The 17,271-nt window shown below is 55.9% G+C and carries 18 protein-coding genes; 11 read left to right on the top strand and 7 right to left on the bottom strand.

Features of this window, described 5'->3' with window-relative positions:
- Window positions 1–237: 237 nt before the first annotated feature.
- The 3 genes from QWJ34_RS14820 to QWJ34_RS14810 form a co-directional block, all read right to left on the bottom strand.
- Window positions 238–1,500, bottom strand: coding sequence for a HAMP domain-containing sensor histidine kinase (locus QWJ34_RS14820; RefSeq protein WP_302728950.1), 1,263 nt, complete (start codon window positions 1,498–1,500; stop codon window positions 238–240).
- Window positions 1,488–2,162, bottom strand: a complete 675-nt coding sequence (locus QWJ34_RS14815; RefSeq protein ID WP_302728948.1) for a response regulator transcription factor — start codon at window positions 2,160–2,162, stop codon at window positions 1,488–1,490. Before QWJ34_RS14815 ends, QWJ34_RS14820 begins: the two co-directional genes overlap by 13 nt.
- Before the next feature lie 168 nt (window positions 2,163–2,330).
- The gene (locus tag QWJ34_RS14810; protein WP_302728946.1) at window positions 2,331–3,521 is read right to left on the bottom strand and encodes an NAD(P)/FAD-dependent oxidoreductase; all 1,191 of its coding nucleotides are present in this window, start codon (window positions 3,519–3,521) and stop codon (window positions 2,331–2,333) included.
- Between the two features lie 457 nt (window positions 3,522–3,978).
- On the opposite strand from QWJ34_RS14810, the gene QWJ34_RS14805 reads away from it, so the two are divergent.
- From QWJ34_RS14805 to QWJ34_RS14770, 8 genes are all read left to right on the top strand, one after another.
- Window positions 3,979–4,980 carry an NAD(P)/FAD-dependent oxidoreductase gene (locus tag QWJ34_RS14805; RefSeq protein WP_302728944.1) on the top strand — a complete coding sequence of 334 codons (1,002 nt, stop codon included), beginning with the start codon at window positions 3,979–3,981 and terminating at the stop codon, window positions 4,978–4,980.
- A gap of 337 nt (window positions 4,981–5,317) precedes the next feature.
- On the top strand, window positions 5,318–5,518 hold the full coding sequence (locus tag QWJ34_RS14800) for a hypothetical protein (RefSeq protein WP_302728942.1): 201 nt from the start codon (window positions 5,318–5,320) through the stop codon (window positions 5,516–5,518).
- A 21-nt stretch (window positions 5,519–5,539) separates the two neighbouring features.
- Window positions 5,540–6,247 (top strand): TraX family protein, encoded by a 708-nt coding sequence (locus QWJ34_RS14795; RefSeq protein ID WP_302728940.1) that lies wholly within the window; start codon window positions 5,540–5,542, stop codon window positions 6,245–6,247.
- 116 nt (window positions 6,248–6,363) lie between these two features.
- Window positions 6,364–6,648, top strand: a complete 285-nt coding sequence (locus tag QWJ34_RS14790; RefSeq protein ID WP_302728938.1) for a hypothetical protein — start codon at window positions 6,364–6,366, stop codon at window positions 6,646–6,648.
- A gap of 329 nt (window positions 6,649–6,977) precedes the next feature.
- Window positions 6,978–8,015, top strand: a complete 1,038-nt coding sequence (locus QWJ34_RS14785; protein ID WP_302728936.1) for an ABC transporter substrate-binding protein — start codon at window positions 6,978–6,980, stop codon at window positions 8,013–8,015.
- A 329-nt stretch (window positions 8,016–8,344) separates the two neighbouring features.
- A complete protein-coding gene (locus QWJ34_RS14780; protein WP_302728934.1) occupies window positions 8,345–9,265 on the top strand; it encodes an ABC transporter permease in 921 nt (306 codons plus the stop codon).
- A complete protein-coding gene (locus tag QWJ34_RS14775) occupies window positions 9,265–10,059 on the top strand; it encodes an ABC transporter ATP-binding protein (RefSeq protein ID WP_302728932.1) in 795 nt (264 codons plus the stop codon). Before QWJ34_RS14780 ends, QWJ34_RS14775 begins: the two co-directional genes overlap by 1 nt.
- Before the next feature lie 253 nt (window positions 10,060–10,312).
- On the top strand, window positions 10,313–10,804 hold the full coding sequence (locus tag QWJ34_RS14770) for a type III toxin-antitoxin system ToxN/AbiQ family toxin (RefSeq protein WP_302728931.1): 492 nt from the start codon (window positions 10,313–10,315) through the stop codon (window positions 10,802–10,804).
- Window positions 10,805–11,160: 356 nt separating this feature from the next.
- Here the strand turns inward: QWJ34_RS14770 and hprK are convergent, their stop codons facing one another.
- Together hprK and QWJ34_RS14760 are read right to left on the bottom strand one after the other, a co-directional pair.
- Complete coding sequence (hprK, locus tag QWJ34_RS14765) at window positions 11,161–12,075, bottom strand: HPr(Ser) kinase/phosphatase (RefSeq protein WP_302728929.1); 915 nt, start codon at window positions 12,073–12,075, stop codon at window positions 11,161–11,163.
- A 156-nt stretch (window positions 12,076–12,231) separates the two neighbouring features.
- Complete coding sequence (locus QWJ34_RS14760; protein WP_302728928.1) at window positions 12,232–12,594, bottom strand: HesB/IscA family protein; 363 nt, start codon at window positions 12,592–12,594, stop codon at window positions 12,232–12,234.
- Window positions 12,595–13,037: 443 nt separating this feature from the next.
- Between QWJ34_RS14760 and mqnE the strand changes: the two genes are divergently transcribed.
- Together mqnE and QWJ34_RS14750 are read left to right on the top strand one after the other, a co-directional pair.
- Window positions 13,038–14,144, top strand: a complete 1,107-nt coding sequence (gene mqnE / locus QWJ34_RS14755; protein ID WP_302728926.1) for an aminofutalosine synthase MqnE — start codon at window positions 13,038–13,040, stop codon at window positions 14,142–14,144.
- A gap of 57 nt (window positions 14,145–14,201) precedes the next feature.
- Window positions 14,202–15,266 carry an NAD(P)/FAD-dependent oxidoreductase gene (locus QWJ34_RS14750; RefSeq protein ID WP_302728924.1) on the top strand — a complete coding sequence of 355 codons (1,065 nt, stop codon included), beginning with the start codon at window positions 14,202–14,204 and terminating at the stop codon, window positions 15,264–15,266.
- Window positions 15,267–15,462: 196 nt separating this feature from the next.
- On the opposite strand, the gene QWJ34_RS14745 is transcribed toward QWJ34_RS14750, so the two are convergent.
- Window positions 15,463–15,720 carry a YuzB family protein gene (locus tag QWJ34_RS14745; protein WP_302728922.1) on the bottom strand — a complete coding sequence of 86 codons (258 nt, stop codon included), beginning with the start codon at window positions 15,718–15,720 and terminating at the stop codon, window positions 15,463–15,465.
- A 201-nt stretch (window positions 15,721–15,921) separates the two neighbouring features.
- Here QWJ34_RS14745 and QWJ34_RS14740 point away from each other — a divergent pair, with 201 nt between their 5' ends.
- On the top strand, window positions 15,922–16,167 hold the full coding sequence (locus QWJ34_RS14740; RefSeq protein WP_302728920.1) for a NifU family protein: 246 nt from the start codon (window positions 15,922–15,924) through the stop codon (window positions 16,165–16,167).
- A gap of 232 nt (window positions 16,168–16,399) precedes the next feature.
- Here QWJ34_RS14740 and QWJ34_RS14735 read toward each other — a convergent pair whose 3' ends face one another.
- Window positions 16,400–17,260, bottom strand: a complete 861-nt coding sequence (locus QWJ34_RS14735; protein WP_302728918.1) for a MetQ/NlpA family ABC transporter substrate-binding protein — start codon at window positions 17,258–17,260, stop codon at window positions 16,400–16,402.
- Window positions 17,261–17,271: the final 11 nt, after the last annotated feature.

The raw sequence follows: 17,271 nt of genomic DNA, 5'->3' as shown, positions 1-17,271 counted from the left end.
AAGGCTGTCGGCAAAATGTTGACTTTTGGACCGGATTTTACGGACAAATCGACGTTTTTTACGATTTTCATAGCTAAATGTGTGCATGAAGTCAGCATTTTAGTACGCGCGCTCGATTTTCGCGAAAAATGCTGACCTGCGGTTCACATTTTGTATATCGAGCTTTTTATATTAAGGATATGGACTTGATCGGCTTCGAGACGCAGGGTTCGCGTCGCGCTGTCGAAGCGGAATCGTTTAAAAAGAAGCAGGGTCGGGGATACTTTGGAATACAGCTTTGATTTCCGCGCCGCCTGTCGGCGGGTTGTGCAGGGTCAGGCTGCCGCCGTGTTTGTCGCACAGCAGGCGGCACAGGTAGAGGCCCAGGCCGAAGTGGTCGGCGGAAGGCTCGCCGGCGCGGTAGTAGGGCTCGGCGGCACGGGATAGGGCTTCGGGCGCGAAGCCGGGACCGTCGTCGGAGACGGTGATCGCCAGGGAATCGGCGGTCGTATCGATCGAAACGAAGATCGAGTCGGCGGCGAAGCGTTCGGCGTTCGAGATCAGGTTCTCGAATACCCGGGCGACGATGCCGGCGTCCAGGGAAAGGATGCCGGGCAAAGGATTGGTTAGAGTCAGTTTCTTGGCGCGGCTCAGGCTACGGCCGATTTCAGCCAGTTCTTCGGCAAGTTCCGCCAATTCGACGGGCTGAGGCTGCGGAGAGAGTTCGTCGAGCTTCTGGACGGCATTCATGGAAGAAACGTAGCGCTCCAGCCGGTCGGCGCTGCGGCGCAGGGCGGAGATGGCGGACAGGGTTTCTTCGCGGTCCAGTTGGCCGGACGGATAGAAATCGGCCAGCAGGTCGATACGGCCTTTGAGGACGGCCAAAGGAGTGCGCAGATCGTGCGAGAAAGCGGCGTTCAACCGTCTGCGTTCCTCGGCGACTCTCCACATTTCCCGGCTGCTCCGTTCAAGCCCGGCGCGCATGTTCTCGAATGCTTCGCCGATCCGGCCGAATTCGTCGCGGCTGCCGGGAACGACGCGAAAGTCTAAATCTCCGGCCGCCACGCGGTCGGCCGCTTCGATCATCTCCCGCAGCGGCAGACGGACTCGGCGGCGGTAGAACAGGAACAATCCGGTTCCAGGCAGAAGCAGCAGGTAGAGAAAAGGGCTGCCGTGCATGGCGAATAGATAAAAAGCTGCTTCGATCTTATGCGCCGGAGAGAAATCGCTAAAACGAGGTTCGCGTTCTACAGGCGCCTCGATTGTTGCTCCGCTCCAGTTTTTGGCCCCCCACTCTACCTGTTGGCCGTCTTCGTCAACCGGAACGGTAGTGGCATGCAGATCGGGATGGTAAACACTTTTCAGCTCCGAATATCGGTTCTGAGCTGCCGACACCGTTGCGGACGACAAATAGAACCAGAATATCGCCAGCACCGCTATCAGCAGCACAAACTCCGTCAATACGGAGCGAAAGCCGAATCTTCTGCGCCGCCCCGCCGCGCGTACATTCAAGATCTCCATTTATATCCCAACCCCCATATCGTTTCGATCGGGGAATCCGCGCCGGCTTCGGCCAGTTTCCCTCTCAATTTGCGTACATGTTCGGCCACGACGGCGCTGCTGCCTTCTCCTTCGCGTCCCCAAATTTTTTCGTAAATCGCTTCTTTGTCGAATACGCGGCCCGCGTGCAGCGACAGCAGTTCCGCGATCCGGTATTCCTGGCGCGTCAGCGGAACCGGAGCGCCGCGATACGCGATTTCCGCCGCGGAGTAATTGATGACCAGGCCGCCGGCGAATTTCACCTCGGCTTTTGCGGTCTGCCGTTCTTCTCTGCGCAGATGCGCGGCGACGCGGGCGGCCAGCTCGGACAGGCTGAACGGCTTGACGATGTAATCGTCGCCTCCCGCGGCGAAGCCGTTCACTTTGTCCGCGTCCTCGATGCGCGCGGTCAGAAACAGGATCGGGCAGGATACGGCGTCCCGCAGGCTGCGGCAGACTTCGAGCCCGTCCATATCCGGCATGCCGACGTCGAGCAGAATCAGATCGGGCCCGCGCAGCGCGATCCGGACCGCTTCCCGCCCGCCTTCGGCGAGCAGCACTTCGTAACCGCATTTGCCGAAATAGCTCGCCAGCATATCGCGGATATCGCGTTCGTCGTCCGCAATCAGCAGCGTATAGCTCATGTTCACCCCTCCTCCCTTTTGAGTATAAACGCCGTTTTTCAAGATTCGTCCAAGAAACGCGGGAACAATCGCCAAAAAAAGCCGCCTCCGCAGTCCGTATACACGGTGCGAAGACGGCTTTTGGCCAATCGAATAGTTGGATGATAACGTTCGTTTAAAAAAGGGAGCTTACAGGAAGCGTCCTTTTTTCAGCACGAGGCTCACGCCGCCGATGATGAACAGGTAGCGGGCGTCGACGACTTTTTTGAGCTGCGCCGCCGGCCAGCCTTTGATTTTCTTGCCGGCTACGACGGCTACGGCTTCGCCTTTGCCCAGGGAAGCGACGGTGCCTTTGTTGCTGAATACGAATTTCTCGGTTTCCTGATTGCGGATCGTCGCGATCAGGTTCTTTGCGACGCGTTCGCCCTGCTGCATGGCGATCTGAGCGGTCGGCGGGTAAGGACGGCCCTCCGGTCCGATCATGAGCGAGCCGTCGCCGATGATGAATACATTGTCGTGACCCGGAGCTTTGAGGTATTCGTCGACTTTGACGCGGCCCCTCATCGCTTCGAACCCGGCTTCTTCGATCAGGTGGTTGCCGCGGATACCGCCGGTCCATACGACCGTTTTGGCTTCGATGCGCTCTCCTTCGCCGACCGTTACGCCGTTTTCGTCGCAGCCTTTAACCGGTACTCCGATGCGGAAAGTAACGCCTTTGTTTTTGAGCGTATCCATCGCGTAAGTAACCAGCTCCGGATCGAAGCCCGGCAGAGCGGAAGGAGCGGCTTCGACGTTGTACAGGCCCACTTTGTCCACGTCCACGCCGTACTGCTTCGCCAGTTCCGGCAGGCGATTCGCCAGTTCGCCGACGAATTCGATGCCCGTGAAGCCGGCGCCGCCGACCACGAAGTTCAGGCGGGTTTCGTCGCCGTCTTTTTTGAATTCTTTAAACTGCGTTTCGATATGCTCGCGGATCGCGCGCACGGAGTTGATGCTGCGGATCGAGAACGCGTGCTCTTTCATGCCCGGGATGCCGAACGTTTCCGGGTCTCCGCCCAGGGCGATAACCAGGTAATCGTACGAAAGGGTGCCGTCTTCCAGCACGACTTTGCGCTCGTCTGGACGGATTTCGATCACGTTGGATTTGACCAGGTCGATCTTGAACTCGTCGATCAGGTTGGAGATCTTCTCGTACGTCTTCGTATCGGGCTGCGTGCCGGCGGCCGGCATATGCAGTTCGGTCGTGAAGTAGTGGTAGTCGTGACGATTGACCAGCGTAACGTCGGCTTCGTTGTTCTTCAGTTTCTTTTGCAGGTTTTGCGCCGTAAGGATACCGCCGTATCCTCCGCCCAGAATGACGATCTTGGGAATGCTGCTCATGATTGTTCAAAACTCCTTTTCATTATCTGTAGTCGTGGTGCGGTTTTCATTGATGCGCCTGCTTTCGCAGACTCGTCGCTAAACATTTATGGGATAATCCGCAAAGGATCGAACCTCATGTGAAAACATACACAACGGTGGGGATAATCCCCCCACTCGTTCTTTTATCCCGTTCGCAGTCTGACTGCGACTTTTATCACATCTATTGTACGCTTTTAAGCGGCACATTTCAAAACAAAATTTGAAATTTCGCCGCATAACGGACAAAAAGTATTCACAGTTGTCATGGAGCCCGAAAAGCGCGCCGTCTGCCGGCCCTCAAAATCGGGGGACGAACGGAGCCGGAGCGCTTCTTATGCGAATTAAACGCCGAACTGCTTTGCAATCCGGTGAAAAACGAGTTTATAATTGAGGGGTGTGACACAATTTCGAGCTTACCTTCGGAGGTGCTTATTAAGTGACAGAGATCCAAAACGGTGACAATCTTGCCGACATTTTGATCATCGGCGGCGGACCCGCCGGATTGTTCGCCGCTTTTTACGGGGGAATGCGCCAGGCATCCGTAAAGCTGATCGAGAGCATGCCTCAGCTTGGCGGGCAGTTGGCCGCGCTTTATCCCGAAAAATATATTTACGACGTAGCCGGTTTTCCAAAAGTGACCGCACAGGAATTGGTTAACCAGCTTGTCGAGCAGATGAATCATTTCGAGCAGGAAATTTGTCTGGAAGAAAAAGTGGTGGCCGTGGACAAGGAAGAAGAGCAGCGCTTCAAGGTCACGACCGACAAAGGCGTGCACTACGCCAAGTCCGTGATTATCACGGCGGGCGTGGGCGCGTTCGAACCCCGCCGCCTCGGGCTGGAAGGCTCGGAACGCTTCGAAGGCAAGAATCTGCACTACTTTATCAGCGACCTGAGCAAGTTTGCGGGCCGCAAAGTGCTGATCAGCGGCGGCGGCGATTCGGCGGTCGACTGGGCGCTGATGCTGGAGCCGATCGCGGAGCAGGTCACGCTGGTGCACCGCCGCGACAAGTTCCGCGCGCACGAGCACAGCGTCGAGAACCTGATGGCTTCGAAAGTCAACGTGGTAACGCCGACGGAGATTACGGAATTGATCGGCGAAGAGCAGATCGAACGCGTCGTTTTGTCGCACGTGAAAAGCCGGGAAATGCAGGAGATCGAAGTGGACGACGTGATCGTCAATTTCGGGTTCGTTTCCTCGCTCGGTCCCATCTCCGAATGGGGCATCGAGATCCAGAGCAATTCGATCGTGGTCGATACGCGGATGGAAACCAATATCCCGGGTATTTTCGCCGCGGGCGACGTGACGACTTATCCGGGCAAACTGAAGCTGATCGCGGTCGGTTTCGGCGAAGCGCCGACGGCCGTCAACAACGCCAAAGTGTACTTCGATCCGGACGCGAAGCTGTCGCCGGGACACAGCAGCAGCATGAAACGTTAATTATCCACAAAATCGACAAATTCCAGCCCGTTTTGCCTTCCAGCGCCGCGGCGCCCGGCATTACGGGCTTTTTTTCTGTTTATAACTCCGGTTTTATCCCCCGTTTGTTGTGGGCAACTTGTGGGCAGACTGGGTACAATAGGCTTAAAAGCTTTATGTCGCGCTGTGGATATGGGGATAACTTTATTCACAGGCGCTTTGCTTGCATGACGAGGCGGGCGGCGTGGTATGATGGGAACGAACGTGATTTTTTTCATTTATAAATACAGCCGCTTCCGGTCGCCCGATATTGTCCGAAACGGTTTGATGTTCGATTTTGCGCAAAGGAGGAACCCGCGTGGAGACATTCGCAAAAGATTTGTATCTGGTGATCTCGATCGTCGAAGTCGTGATTCTGCTGATGATCGCCGTATTCATGGTTATGCTCGGCATTAAATTCTGGAAAGAAAAACGCTTCGGGCCCGTGATCGCTTTCGCCGTATTTCTGATCGTCTGCCTGACGCTCACCTGGTGGAGCGTGCAGGATAAATTTCTGTAGCGGTCGAAAGGAGCCTCAACGATGCAGCTTATCGCCATGCTTACGATGCTGATCGACCATCTCGGCTATGTGTTTTTTCAAGACGAGCACTGGATGCGCATCGTGGGACGAATCGCTTTTCCGATCTACTGCTATCTGCTGGTCGCCGGCTATAACCGCACCCGAAGCCGGAAACGTTATGCGCTGCGTCTGCTCGTTCTTGCGCTGGTGTCGCAGCTCCCGTTTACGTTTGCATTCAGGACGCTGCACGTCAATGTCATCGGCACCCTGCTGGTCGCGCTGCTGATTATCATGGCGATCGATCGCTTTCGTGGACGGGCCGCTTTGCAGTGGACGGTCGGGATTGCGCTCGTTGCGCTTACTTACTGGCCGATGGAGGCGCTTCATTTCGACTATGCGACGTACGGCGTGCTGCTGGTGCTAATTTACCGTTATCTGCCGAACGCGGGAGCGATGCTGGCGGGCCACTTTTTGCTGAACGTTCTGTACGTCTACGAGTTTGAAAGTTTTACGCAGTTCTACAGCATCTTCACCACGCTTGCGATCGCGGCTGTCCGGCTCAACGCGCCCGATGCCCGGACCGAGGTCCGTCTCCCCCGCTGGCTGTGGCGCTCTTTTTATCCGGCCCATCTTGCACTGATCGCGCTGGCGGAATGGTGGATCTACGGCGATCTTTACTCCGAAGCCATGCGGTGGGTGTTGGTCCCCCTGTTCGGCAATCCCGTTTAACCTGATTCACCCCCCGTCCGATTGGGTATTATACCGTGACTTTACTTTTAAAACACATAAGGAATATGGGGGAGTATCATATGGTGCTCGCGCGTACGTTTAAGGGGATTAGCGGATTGTTCGAGTTGATCCTGGGACTTCCGCTGCTCGGCGGCATGGTCGTCATGGGCAGCGGGTGGGGCATTTCCGGGGTTATGCTTGCCGTGCACGCCGTTACGCTCCTGCTGTCGCTGCAGCACCGTCAGTCGTTTTACGGGTCGGCGGCGGGGATTGCCACCTGTCTGCTCGTCTCCGTGCCGGTTGCGGGAATGTTCGGGCACTGGGTGACGGCCGTTCTGCTGCTTGTCAGCATGGTGGACCGTTACGGAGCGGGAGTGTCGGGCGGCTTTCGCCGCTTCTGAACCGCACAAGCGTCAAAGCGGCTCGCCGCCTGCGAAATCGGACTCCGGTTTCGCAGGCGGCGGGCCGTTTGTAATTTTGCGGGGCAAAGATGGTATTTTCGATTGACTGCCGCACAACGCGCAACGTAAGATAGGAACAAACGTCGAAGCCGGCGAATTTTCGCCTTTGTTCGCTTTAATCCTTTCATACATAAAAGCAACAATGCGGTTTCGCGTTTACTAATTGAACGGATGTCGATTCTGCGGCATTCGCTTCAAAGCGGCACAAGCATCGTTTCGGAAAAGAACCGAATAGTGGCACAGAGAAGATTAGAGAGGGGTCCTCCACCATGTCGAAAAAGAAATGGCTTCCGCTTGCTTTGATTCTGTCGCTTACCGCCCTCGCGGGTTGTAGCCAGACCGATTCCGCCGGAGACGCAAAAAGCGGCGATTCCGCCGACGCTTCGTCTTCCAAAACGTACAAAATCGCGATTACGCAAATCGTGGAGCATCCGTCGCTGGACGCGACGCGCGAAGGCTTCGTCGCCGCGCTCAAAGACGCGGGCATCGTCGAAGGCGAGAATTTGACGCTCGATTACAACAACGCTCAGGGGGATTCGACCAACAATCTGTCGATCGCCCAGAAAATAGCCGGAGCCAAAAACGATCTCGTGCTCGCCATCGCCACGCCGTCCGCCCAGGCGGTCGCCGCGCAGGTCAAAGACACGCCGGTGCTGTTCGCGGCCGTGACCGATCCGGTCGGCGCCAAGATCGTGTCCAGCATGGAGCAGCCGGGCGGCAACATCACCGGGGCTTCGGACACCAATCCGGAAGCGATCAAGCAGTTGGCCGACTTTATCGCCGAACAGCTGCCCGATATCAAGACCGTCGGACTCGTGCTGAACGAAGGCGAACCGAACGCGGTCGTCATGGCCGACCGGGCCGAGCAGGAACTGAGCGCGCACGGCATCAAGCTTGTCAAAGCGGCCGTAACCAACACGTCCGAAGTGCAGCAGGCCGCGCAGTCGCTGGTCGGCAAAGCCGACGCGCTCTACATCACGCTCGACAACACCGTGGTCAGCGCCGTCGATACGATCATCAAGATCGCGAACGACAATAAGCTGCCGTTCTTCTCCAGCGACCGCGATACGGTCGAGAAAGGCGCGTTCGCGACCGTCGGCTTCAAGTATTACGACCACGGCTATCAAGTGGGCGAGATGGCCGTCGAGATCCTCAAAGACGGCAAGAAGCCGGCCGATCTTCCGGTCGCCATGCAGGAAAAGCTGGACCTGATCCTCAACCTCAAAGCCGCCGAAGCGCAGGGCATCGAGGTCACCGACGGGATGAAGAGCAAAGTGCAGGACCAGGAGAACGATATTATTCAATAAGCGCTCCGCCGGGATCGACAAGAACGGGATGAGCATTCGCTTCATCCTGTCAATGCGTCGAGACAGTCTAACGTGACTGGAAGCGAGACGGCGGAGAGAGAAATTCAGTGGAAGAGCGATAGCGGTCGCCTTTGAAATTGAGAAAATTCCGCTAGAATTCAATTCCATTTCTCAATTTCAACACGCGACTGGAACGAATTTCTCTCGGAGTCGGCTCGCTTCCCCCGTCTGCGTGACTTTCTCGACAACATGACGGGATGAGCATACGCTTATCCCGTTTCGCTTACCTCGCGGCCGCTCACCCATTTTTGTACAGGAGGCGTCATTTTATGTTCGGAGACTTTATCGGCTCGCTGCCCGGCGCCGTTTATCTGGGACTGCTCTACGCCCTGATGGCGCTCGGCGTTTATATCACTTTCCGCATTCTGGACTTCCCGGATTTGACTGTGGACGGCAGCTTTACGACCGGCGCCGCCACCGCAGCGGTCATGATCTCGCACGGCATCTCGCCGTGGCTGGCTTCGCTGACGGCGATTCTCGCGGGCATGGCGGCCGGAGCCTGCACGGGTCTGCTGCACACCAAAGGCAAGATCAACGGGCTGCTGTCGGGAATTCTGATGATGATCGCGCTGTATTCGATCAATCTGCGCATCCTCAAAGTGCCGAACGTATCGATCATGGGCGAAGACACCGTACTCAGCGCGTTCCCGCCCATCCCGTTTATGATCGTCGTCGTCATCGTGTTCAAACTGCTGCTCGACGCTTTCCTCAAAACGGATCTCGGCCTCTCGCTGCGCGCCACCGGCGACAACAAACGGATGATCCGCAGCTTCGGCGCAAATACCGACAACACCACCATTCTCGGCGTCAGCCTGTCGAACGGTCTTGTCGCCCTGTCCGGCGCGCTGATCGCGCAGCAGTCGTCGTTCGCCGACGCCACGTCCGGGATCGGCATGATCGTCATCGGCCTGGCCTCGGTCATTATCGGCGAAGCGCTGTTCGGCGCCAAGACCGTGTTCCGCGCCACGCTGGCCGTCGTGCTCGGCTCGATCGTGTACCGCATCGTCATTACGCTGGCGCTTCAAATCGAAGGCTTCCAGACCTCCGACTTGAAGCTGATTACGGCCGTTATCGTGATTATCGCGCTTGTGTTCCCGACCGTTCGCGGCGCGCTCAAGCAGAGAAGCGCGGCCAAACGGCGTTCCGCCGAACTGCTCAAATCGATCGAAACCGCGGGAGGCGAACGCTGATGCTGAATATCTCCAATGCTTCCAAACTGTTCAATTCCGGCACGATCGACGAAAAAGTCGCGCTGATCGGCATCAACCTGAACCTGAATCCCGGAGACTTCGTGACCGTAATCGGCAGCAACGGCGCCGGAAAATCGACGCTGATGAATATGATCTCCGGCGTGATGAAGCCGGATACCGGCGATATCCGCATCGACGGCCGCGTGATCACGCCTCTGCCGGAGCACCGCCGCAGCCGCTGGATCGGCCGCGTGTTCCAGGACCCGATGGCCGGCACCGCTCCGCATATGACCATCGAAGAGAACCTGGCGATGGCTTATCTTCGCGGCAAGCGCCGCGGCTTCTCGCTGGGCGTTACCTCCGCCCGCCGCAAACTGTTCCGCGAAGAGCTGAGCCGCCTCGGCATCGGTCTCGAAGACCGCCTGACCGCCAAAGTCGGCCTGCTCTCCGGCGGCGAACGCCAGGCGCTGAGCCTGCTGATGGCGACGTTCACCCGTCCGCAGATCCTGCTGCTCGACGAACACACCGCCGCCCTCGACCCGGCCCGCGCCGAGCTGATTACCAGCCTCACCGCCGAGATCGTGCGCGATATGAACCTGACCACCCTGATGGTCACGCACAATATGGAACAGGCGATCCGGCTGGGCAACCGCCTCGTCATGATGGACAAAGGCCGCATCATCCTCGATATCGGCGAAGCCGACAAAGAAACGCTCACCGTCGAACGCCTGATGAACGAGTTCGAACGCATCAGCGGCCATAAAATGGCCGACGACCGCGCTCTGCTGGGCTAGAAAGGCTAAGATCGTATCCGTAAAAGAAGCAAAAATTCCAAAACGGTATCCAGAACTACTCTTGAATCGGCTTAAGAAATATCGTATAATTGATATACAATTATTGGTGTCTCGCCACCATAAAGGGCGAACGAAAAAATTGGGGTCTCGCTCCCATCAAAGGCGAACGAAAAAATAGGTGTTTCGCTACCAACAAGTGCGATTAAAAAGACGGCTTAAATGCCGTCTTTTTTAATTGACAGGAGGACTTAGTATGAGATTTTACAGATTAAAAAATGAATACGTAAATTACTTAAAAACTTTCGATAGCAAAATGCAGGACAATTACGACGGAACCCGAGCATATGCGGGCATTGTCGTTCGTATTGGACTACATAATTATTTTGCACCTCTGTCTTCTCACAAAAAGTCCCAGGATAAATATAAAAAGAACGATACTATTTTTAAACTTCATAGTCGGACAAACGAAAACGACAAATTAGGACTTATACATATAAATAATATGATCCCTGTGCTGCCGACTGAATTAGAAGAAATAATCTTTTCAAATGAAGAGAAAAAATATTCCACTCTTTTACAAAAACAGTATGAATTCATTCTTTCCAACGAAAAAAATATCAATGAACAAGCAGAACGTTTATACAAAAGAGTCGTCGAAAGAAAAGAAAGCTTTTTTGTTCGCTTGTCTTGTGACTTTCAGCTGCTCGAAAAAAAATACTTGCTATTCAACAAAACAGATATATAAATTCTTTAAACAAAAACGCTGCCCGATTCGCATAGCGAAGGCAGCGTTTTTTGCCCTACCTCGAGGCATAGGGCCCAACAAGGCCCGCCTGCCTCGCTTCCCGCCTTTGCCCCGCCGCAAGGCACAGGGCCCGACAAGGCCCGCCTGCCTCGCCCCCGCCCTGCCCTTCTTCGGCTTCAGGCATGGAAGCCGGGGCTCCCCGCCCCTAATCTTGAAAGAAGCTTCGCTTCTTCCACTCCGGCGAGCTAATCCCGATTTGGAGCGACTTTCGGCTTTCTTCCCCTTCCACTAAATGTTTTATTCAAATGAGGGGGAAGAAAACGACCCGGAGCCGACAAAGCGGGATTAGCGAGCCCTCATCGGAGCTCCTCTTCAAGCCGCCCCATAAACTCCTCCACCGCGCTGTATCCGAGCTGCTTGAGGTACCAGTTGTTCGCCGCCGCTTCGATCAGGCCCGACGTATCCCGCCCCGGCTGGAGCTGAAGCTCGATATGCGGGATCTTCACCCCAAGGTACTCGGTGAACTGCGGCTCGACCTCCAGCTCGTTGTTGAGCGCTTTGTCTTCCCATGGCGTCAGCTCGATATCGAGCACGATGCGCGTCTCGTCCTGGAACGCCGTGCGGCCGTACTGGCGTACCACGTTGATCAGCCCGATGCTGCGCAGCGCCAGAAACTCGCGCGTCGTCGTATTGTGCGTACCGAGCAGCGTCGAGGGTCCCAGCTTTTTCAGCACGACGATATCGTCCGCCACGAAGCGGTGTCCGCGGCCGATCAGCGTATGGGCGGTCTCGCTCTTGCCGATGCCGGAGCGCCCGCGCAGCAGCACGCCGATGCCCGAGACGTTGACGCATACGCCGTGGATCGACATTTCCGGCGCCAGCGCCTTCAGCAGATAGCCGTCGAGCTTGGTGATGAATTCGGTCGTTTTATCCGGCGTCCGCAGCAGCGGGATGCCTTCCTGGTCGCAGAACATTTCGAGAAAAGGAATCTCCTGCTGCCCCGTCGTGACGACGAAGCACGGCGGATGGTATTTGACGATATTGCCGATATGGAGCCTGCGCTCTTCGACGCTGAGTTGAAGCAGGTACGTGATCTCTTTGCGCCCCAGCACCTGCACCCGGTTCATCGGAAAATATTCGAAGTATCCGACGAACTCCAGTCCCGGCCGGTGCGCTTTGGAGCGGGTGATTTCGCGGTCCAAACGGTTTCCGCCGGCCAGGATTTCCAGTTTGAACGTATTGACGACACTTTCCACGGTAACGGTTTTCATGATGCTCTCCTCCTGCCTGCAATCTGTTGAGGCTTGCGCCACAATTCACAACGATGTCCGGACCGGCGATCCGCCCCGGCATATATTCGTATCAAAAAAAGCTTCCAGCCCGGAATGGCATCCAAGCCGAAAGCTCTATAAACGACGGTTCGCTTTTTAGTCGCAGGGCTGTGCCAGAACTTCGTCTTCCTGACGGGTCCGGAACGACGATCCGCAGCCGCAGGTTGCCACCGCGTTCGGATTGAAGATCGTGAAGCCTCCGCTCATGCCGGATTCTTCGAAATCGACCTGCAGGCCGTTGAGGTATTTCAGGTCTTCTTTGGATACGACCACTTTCAAATCCTGTACATTCATATATACGTCGTCCGCGTCGGACTCCTCGTTGTCAAAGCCCATCGCGTACGAAAAACCGCTGCATCCGCCGCTGGCTACGCCCAAACGAAGAAACATGCCCGGCGTCTCCTGCTGCTCCAGCATGTCTTTGATGCGCGAAGCTGCCGCTTCTGTGATTTCGATCATGGTTTTTCCTCCTTTACGCTTCTCTTTTGCATTATACGCTTCATCCCGCCGGGACTCAAGCTTTTCGGCCGGCGGAAAGCCCGCCGCGCGCGCTCCGAAGCCTTTTTCCGCGGCCGCCCGAACGCCCTTTCCCCCTTCCCGGAGAGCGTCCGCAAATTTGCGGGTTTCCCCCGTATTGCCCCGGTTCTCCAGTAGGTTTATAATGGGAGTTGAATAAAACTTTAAATATTCGCATTTTCGACATGGAAACGTGGAGGGATTGTGCTCAGCAAGGCGATGTAACTTTTTTCACATTTTTAGGACGGGCATTCCGTTCTGCATGATAGCTGCCGCAGAGAGCGGCTTTGTTTTTGTCGTTTGTCCATTTTTCCGGATCTGTCCGGAACCGGCCGCTACGACGCGTTTCCGCGCCGCCCCGGGATTAACAAGGAGGTTCTTCATTTATGTCTACAATCATCAATCCTACAATGGATAAACGCATGGCGGAAATTGCCGAGAAGGTCCACAACGGACAGCGTTTGAGCTTGGAAGACGGCGTTTATTTATATCAGAGCGAGGATATCCTGACAATCGGCCAGCTGGCCAACGAAGCCAATCTGCGCAAGAACGGGAAGAAAGTCTATTTTATCGAAAATATGAGCCTGTACTTCACCAACGTCTGCGAAGCGCACTGCGCGTTCTGCAACTTCCGCAAAGACCAGGGCGAAGAAGGTTCGTATACGCTTTCGGGCGATGAAATGGTACGCTATGTCGAGGAGAATATCACGCCGGGCGTGCGCGAGTTCCATATCGTCGGCGGACATAACAACCACGTGCCGTTCCAGTATTACGTCGATTCGCTGGCCGCGCTGAACGAACGCTTCCCGGAAGTGACGATCAAAGCGTACACGGCGGCGGAAATCGATTTCTTCACCCGCATCAGCGGTCTGTCGATCGAAGGCGTATTGAAAGAGCTGCGGGGAGCGGGCCTCAAATCGCTGACCGGCGGCGGCGCGGAGATCCTGTCCGACGAATACCGCAAGAAGATGCGCGTCGACAAAGCGAATGTGGACCGGTACCTGGAAGTGCACCGCACCGCCCATAAGCTCGGCATGCGCACGCACACGACCATGCTGTACGGCTCGATCGAAAGCTACGAAGACCGCATCAACCATATGATCCAGATCCGCGAACTCCAGGACGAAACGAACGGATTCATGGTATTCATCCCGCTGTCCATGCAGCCGAAGAGCCGGAACGCCAGCATTATGCGCCGCAACTCGGCTTACGAGGATCTCAAAACGATCGCGATCAGCCGCCTGATGCTCGACAACATCGACCATATCAAAGCGTACTTCATCAATATCGGCACGCAGCTGACCCAGATGGCGCTCACGTTCGGGGCGTCGGACGCCCACGGCACGATCGTGAAGGAGCGCATCAGCCACGCGGCGGGCGCCAATACGCCGGAAGGCCTGACGCGCAAAGAACTGCTCTGGCTGATCAAGGGCGCGGGCCGTACTCCGGTCGAGCGCGACACGTTCTACAACGAAGTCGAAGTTTACGAGTAAACAACGCGTCGCCGCAAGCCGGCCGCTTGACCATTCCACTCACAAGGAGATCTGCACATGAAAAATCTCGTTATACTCGGCGGGGGCTACGGCGGCCTGACCATTTTGGACGAAATTCTGGACCAGCTTCCTTCGGATGTGAATGTGACCTTGATCGACCGGCTTCCTTTTATGGGTCTCAAAACGGAATATTACGCGCTCGCGGCCGGGACGGTATCCGACCATAAGCTGCGCATCGCGTTTCCGAGCCATCCGCAGTTCAAAACGCATTTCGGCACGGTGGAACGTATCGATCCGGAGAGCAAGCAGGTCATGTTGCAAAACGACGACCCGGTTCCTTACGACCAGCTCGTGATCGCGCTCGGCTGCACCGACAACTATCACGGCGTTCCGGGCGCGGACGAGTTCACGTACAGCATCCAGAGCCTGAACGCGTCCCGCCGCACCAACGACAAACTCAGCAGCCTCAAGCCGACCGCGCACGTGCATATCGTCGGCGGCGGCCTGAGCGGGATCGAGCTGGCGGCCGAACTGCGGGAAAGCCGGCACGATCTGCGGATCACCCTGCTCGACCGGGGCGAACGCCTGCTGTCTTCGTACCAGCCGCGCATTTCGCGCTACGTGCAGGAATGGTTCAAAAAGCACGACGTCGAGGTCTGCCACAAAGTTTCGATCAGCCGGGTCGATCCCGACGCGCTCTATAACGGCGACGAGCTGATGAACAGCGACGCCGTCGTTTGGACGGCCGGCATCCAGCCGGTCGAAGTGGTCCAGAACCTGAACGTGACCAAAGACCGTTCGGGCCGGATCGCAATCAACGAATACTCGCAGGTTCCGGCTTACCCGGACATTTTCGTCTGCGGCGACTGCGCAAGCCTGGAGTTCGCCCCGAGCGCGCAGGCCGCCGAAGCGCAGGGCGAACAGATCGCGCATGTGCTGCTGGCGTTCTGGAAGAACGAGAAACCGAGGCTCAAGCCGATGAAGCTCAAAGGCATGCTCGGTTCCCTCGGCCAAAAAGCCGGCTTCGGCCTCAACGTGATCGGCGATACGTCCATCACCGGCCGGGTACCCCGTATGCTCAAGAGCGGCGTCCTGTGGATGTCGAAGCATAATCTGGGTTAGGGAGATCCGGCTTCTTGCAGCCGGTAAAATCCAATTGTTGTCCGGGCTGCGAGGCTACGGAGAACTTGATTCCGATCGCTTGTTGCCTTCGTTACCAACCCAAAAAGCCGTACTCCAGCCCGAGTACGGCTTCTTTTTTGTTTAATGGCTAACAGCCTTTAACTTGTGGAAAGGCAAAGAAAAAATATCAAATCGTTTAATCCAGATCCAGCGAAGCCCACGGATCTTCTTCGTTGATCTTCTCGCCGATCGCTTTCTCCAGCGCTTCCGGCGTGTCGGCTTCGACGACTTCGCCGTTGACCATCGCGTACGGGCCGAAGTCGCACCGGCCGCAGTTGCCCAGGCAGCCGTATTCGATTACGTCGTATTCCGGGTCGGCTTCCAGCTTGTCGAACAGTTCGTGCGTGCCGTGATGCATGTTGCTGGCGCAGAACTCGATAATCGGTCTGATCATATTCTCACCTATCCTAAAGCATTCTCATTCGCAGCGCGAAGAACGCGTAATCTTTCTTTAATTTTTGTTCCATTTATATTATAATACAAGAGAGACTTTTGCAAAACGCGTTTTCGTTTTCATCCGTTTGCAAAATGATTCTCCGAAGTGGTTAAGCCGTTATGACTGTACGCTTCAAACATTCGAGAGGAGCTGACTATAATGAGTGAAAATACACAACTCGACATGTACGATGAGGTATCCGATATTTTGGACAAGCTGCGCCCGTTTCTCCAGCGCGACGGCGGCGACGTTGAACTGGTGGACGTGGAAGACGGTATCGTTAAGCTGAAACTGGTCGGCGCTTGCGGCAGCTGCCCGAGCTCCACGATCACGCTGAAAGCCGGTATCGAGCGCGCCCTGTTCGAAGAAGTCGAAGGCATCAACGAAGTTATCCAAGTATTCTAAGAGTGGCTGCACTCTTTCGGGAATGTTCCGGCGCACAGCCGGCATCCCGATAACGAAAGCGTCGAATCTTACGATTCGGCGCTTTTTTATCGTCTTTTTTCAATCGGACCAAGTCCGGATTCCCTGTCCGTCCATAGAAAAAAGACCCGCTCTCCTCCAAAGGAAAGCGGGTCTTCGCGGCAGCCGGAAAAGCGGCCAAGCCGAATGTTCAAGCGGGATTCGCGGCGTTCGATCAGAATGCCGGAATAATCTCGCCCTGGTATTTCTCTTCGATGAACTTCTTTGTATCGTCGGAGTTCAAAGCGGCGATCAGCTTTTTGACCGCATCGGAATCTTTGTTATCCTGGCGGGTCACCAGCAGGTTGGCGTAAGGAACGTCGCTGTCTTCTTTGAACAGCGCGTCTTTACCCGGCGACAGGCCGGCTTCGAGCGCATAGTTGGCGTTGATCATGCCCAGATCCACTTCGTCCAGCTGACGGGGAATAGCGGCCGCTTCAAGCGGCAGGAATTTCAGGTTTTTCGGGTTCTCCGCAATATCTTTCTCGCTGGATGTGATATCGGAGCCTTCTTTCATCGTGATCAATCCTTGTTTTTGCAGCAGCAGCAGCGCGCGCGCCGTATTGGTCGGGTCGTTCGGGATCGCAACCGTCGCGCCGTCTTTCAGCTCGTCGATCGATTTGATCTTTTTGGAGTAAGCGGCAAACGGTTCGATGTGGACCGCGGCTACGCTGACCAGATCGGTTCCGTTTTTCTCGTTTTGCACGTCGAGGTACGACTGCGTTTGGAAGAAGTTCGCGTCGATCGTTTTCTCCGCCAGCTGCGTGTTCGGCAGGATATAGTCGGAGAACTGGATGATATCCAGGTTGACGCCTTCTTTTTCCAGCTCGGGCTTGATGTGTTCCAGAATCTCGGCGTGCGGTACCGGAGAAGCGCCGACTTTCAGTGTAACGGTTTCCGCAGTGGTCGTCGGTTCTTCGCTGCCTGCCGCATCGGTGCCTGTGCCTGTAGTCGTCGTGCCGCCGCTGTTATTGCCGCAGGCTGCCAGAAGCAGAACCAGCGACAGCGTCAGAACGGTATAGAGCCATTTTTTCATGAGTAAACTCC

This window comes from Saccharibacillus sp. CPCC 101409 (assembly GCF_030518235.1).
Classification (GTDB): domain Bacteria; phylum Bacillota; class Bacilli; order Paenibacillales; family Paenibacillaceae; genus Saccharibacillus.
Note: the sequence above shows the minus strand (reverse complement) of the source record. Positions and strands in the feature narration are given on the sequence as shown.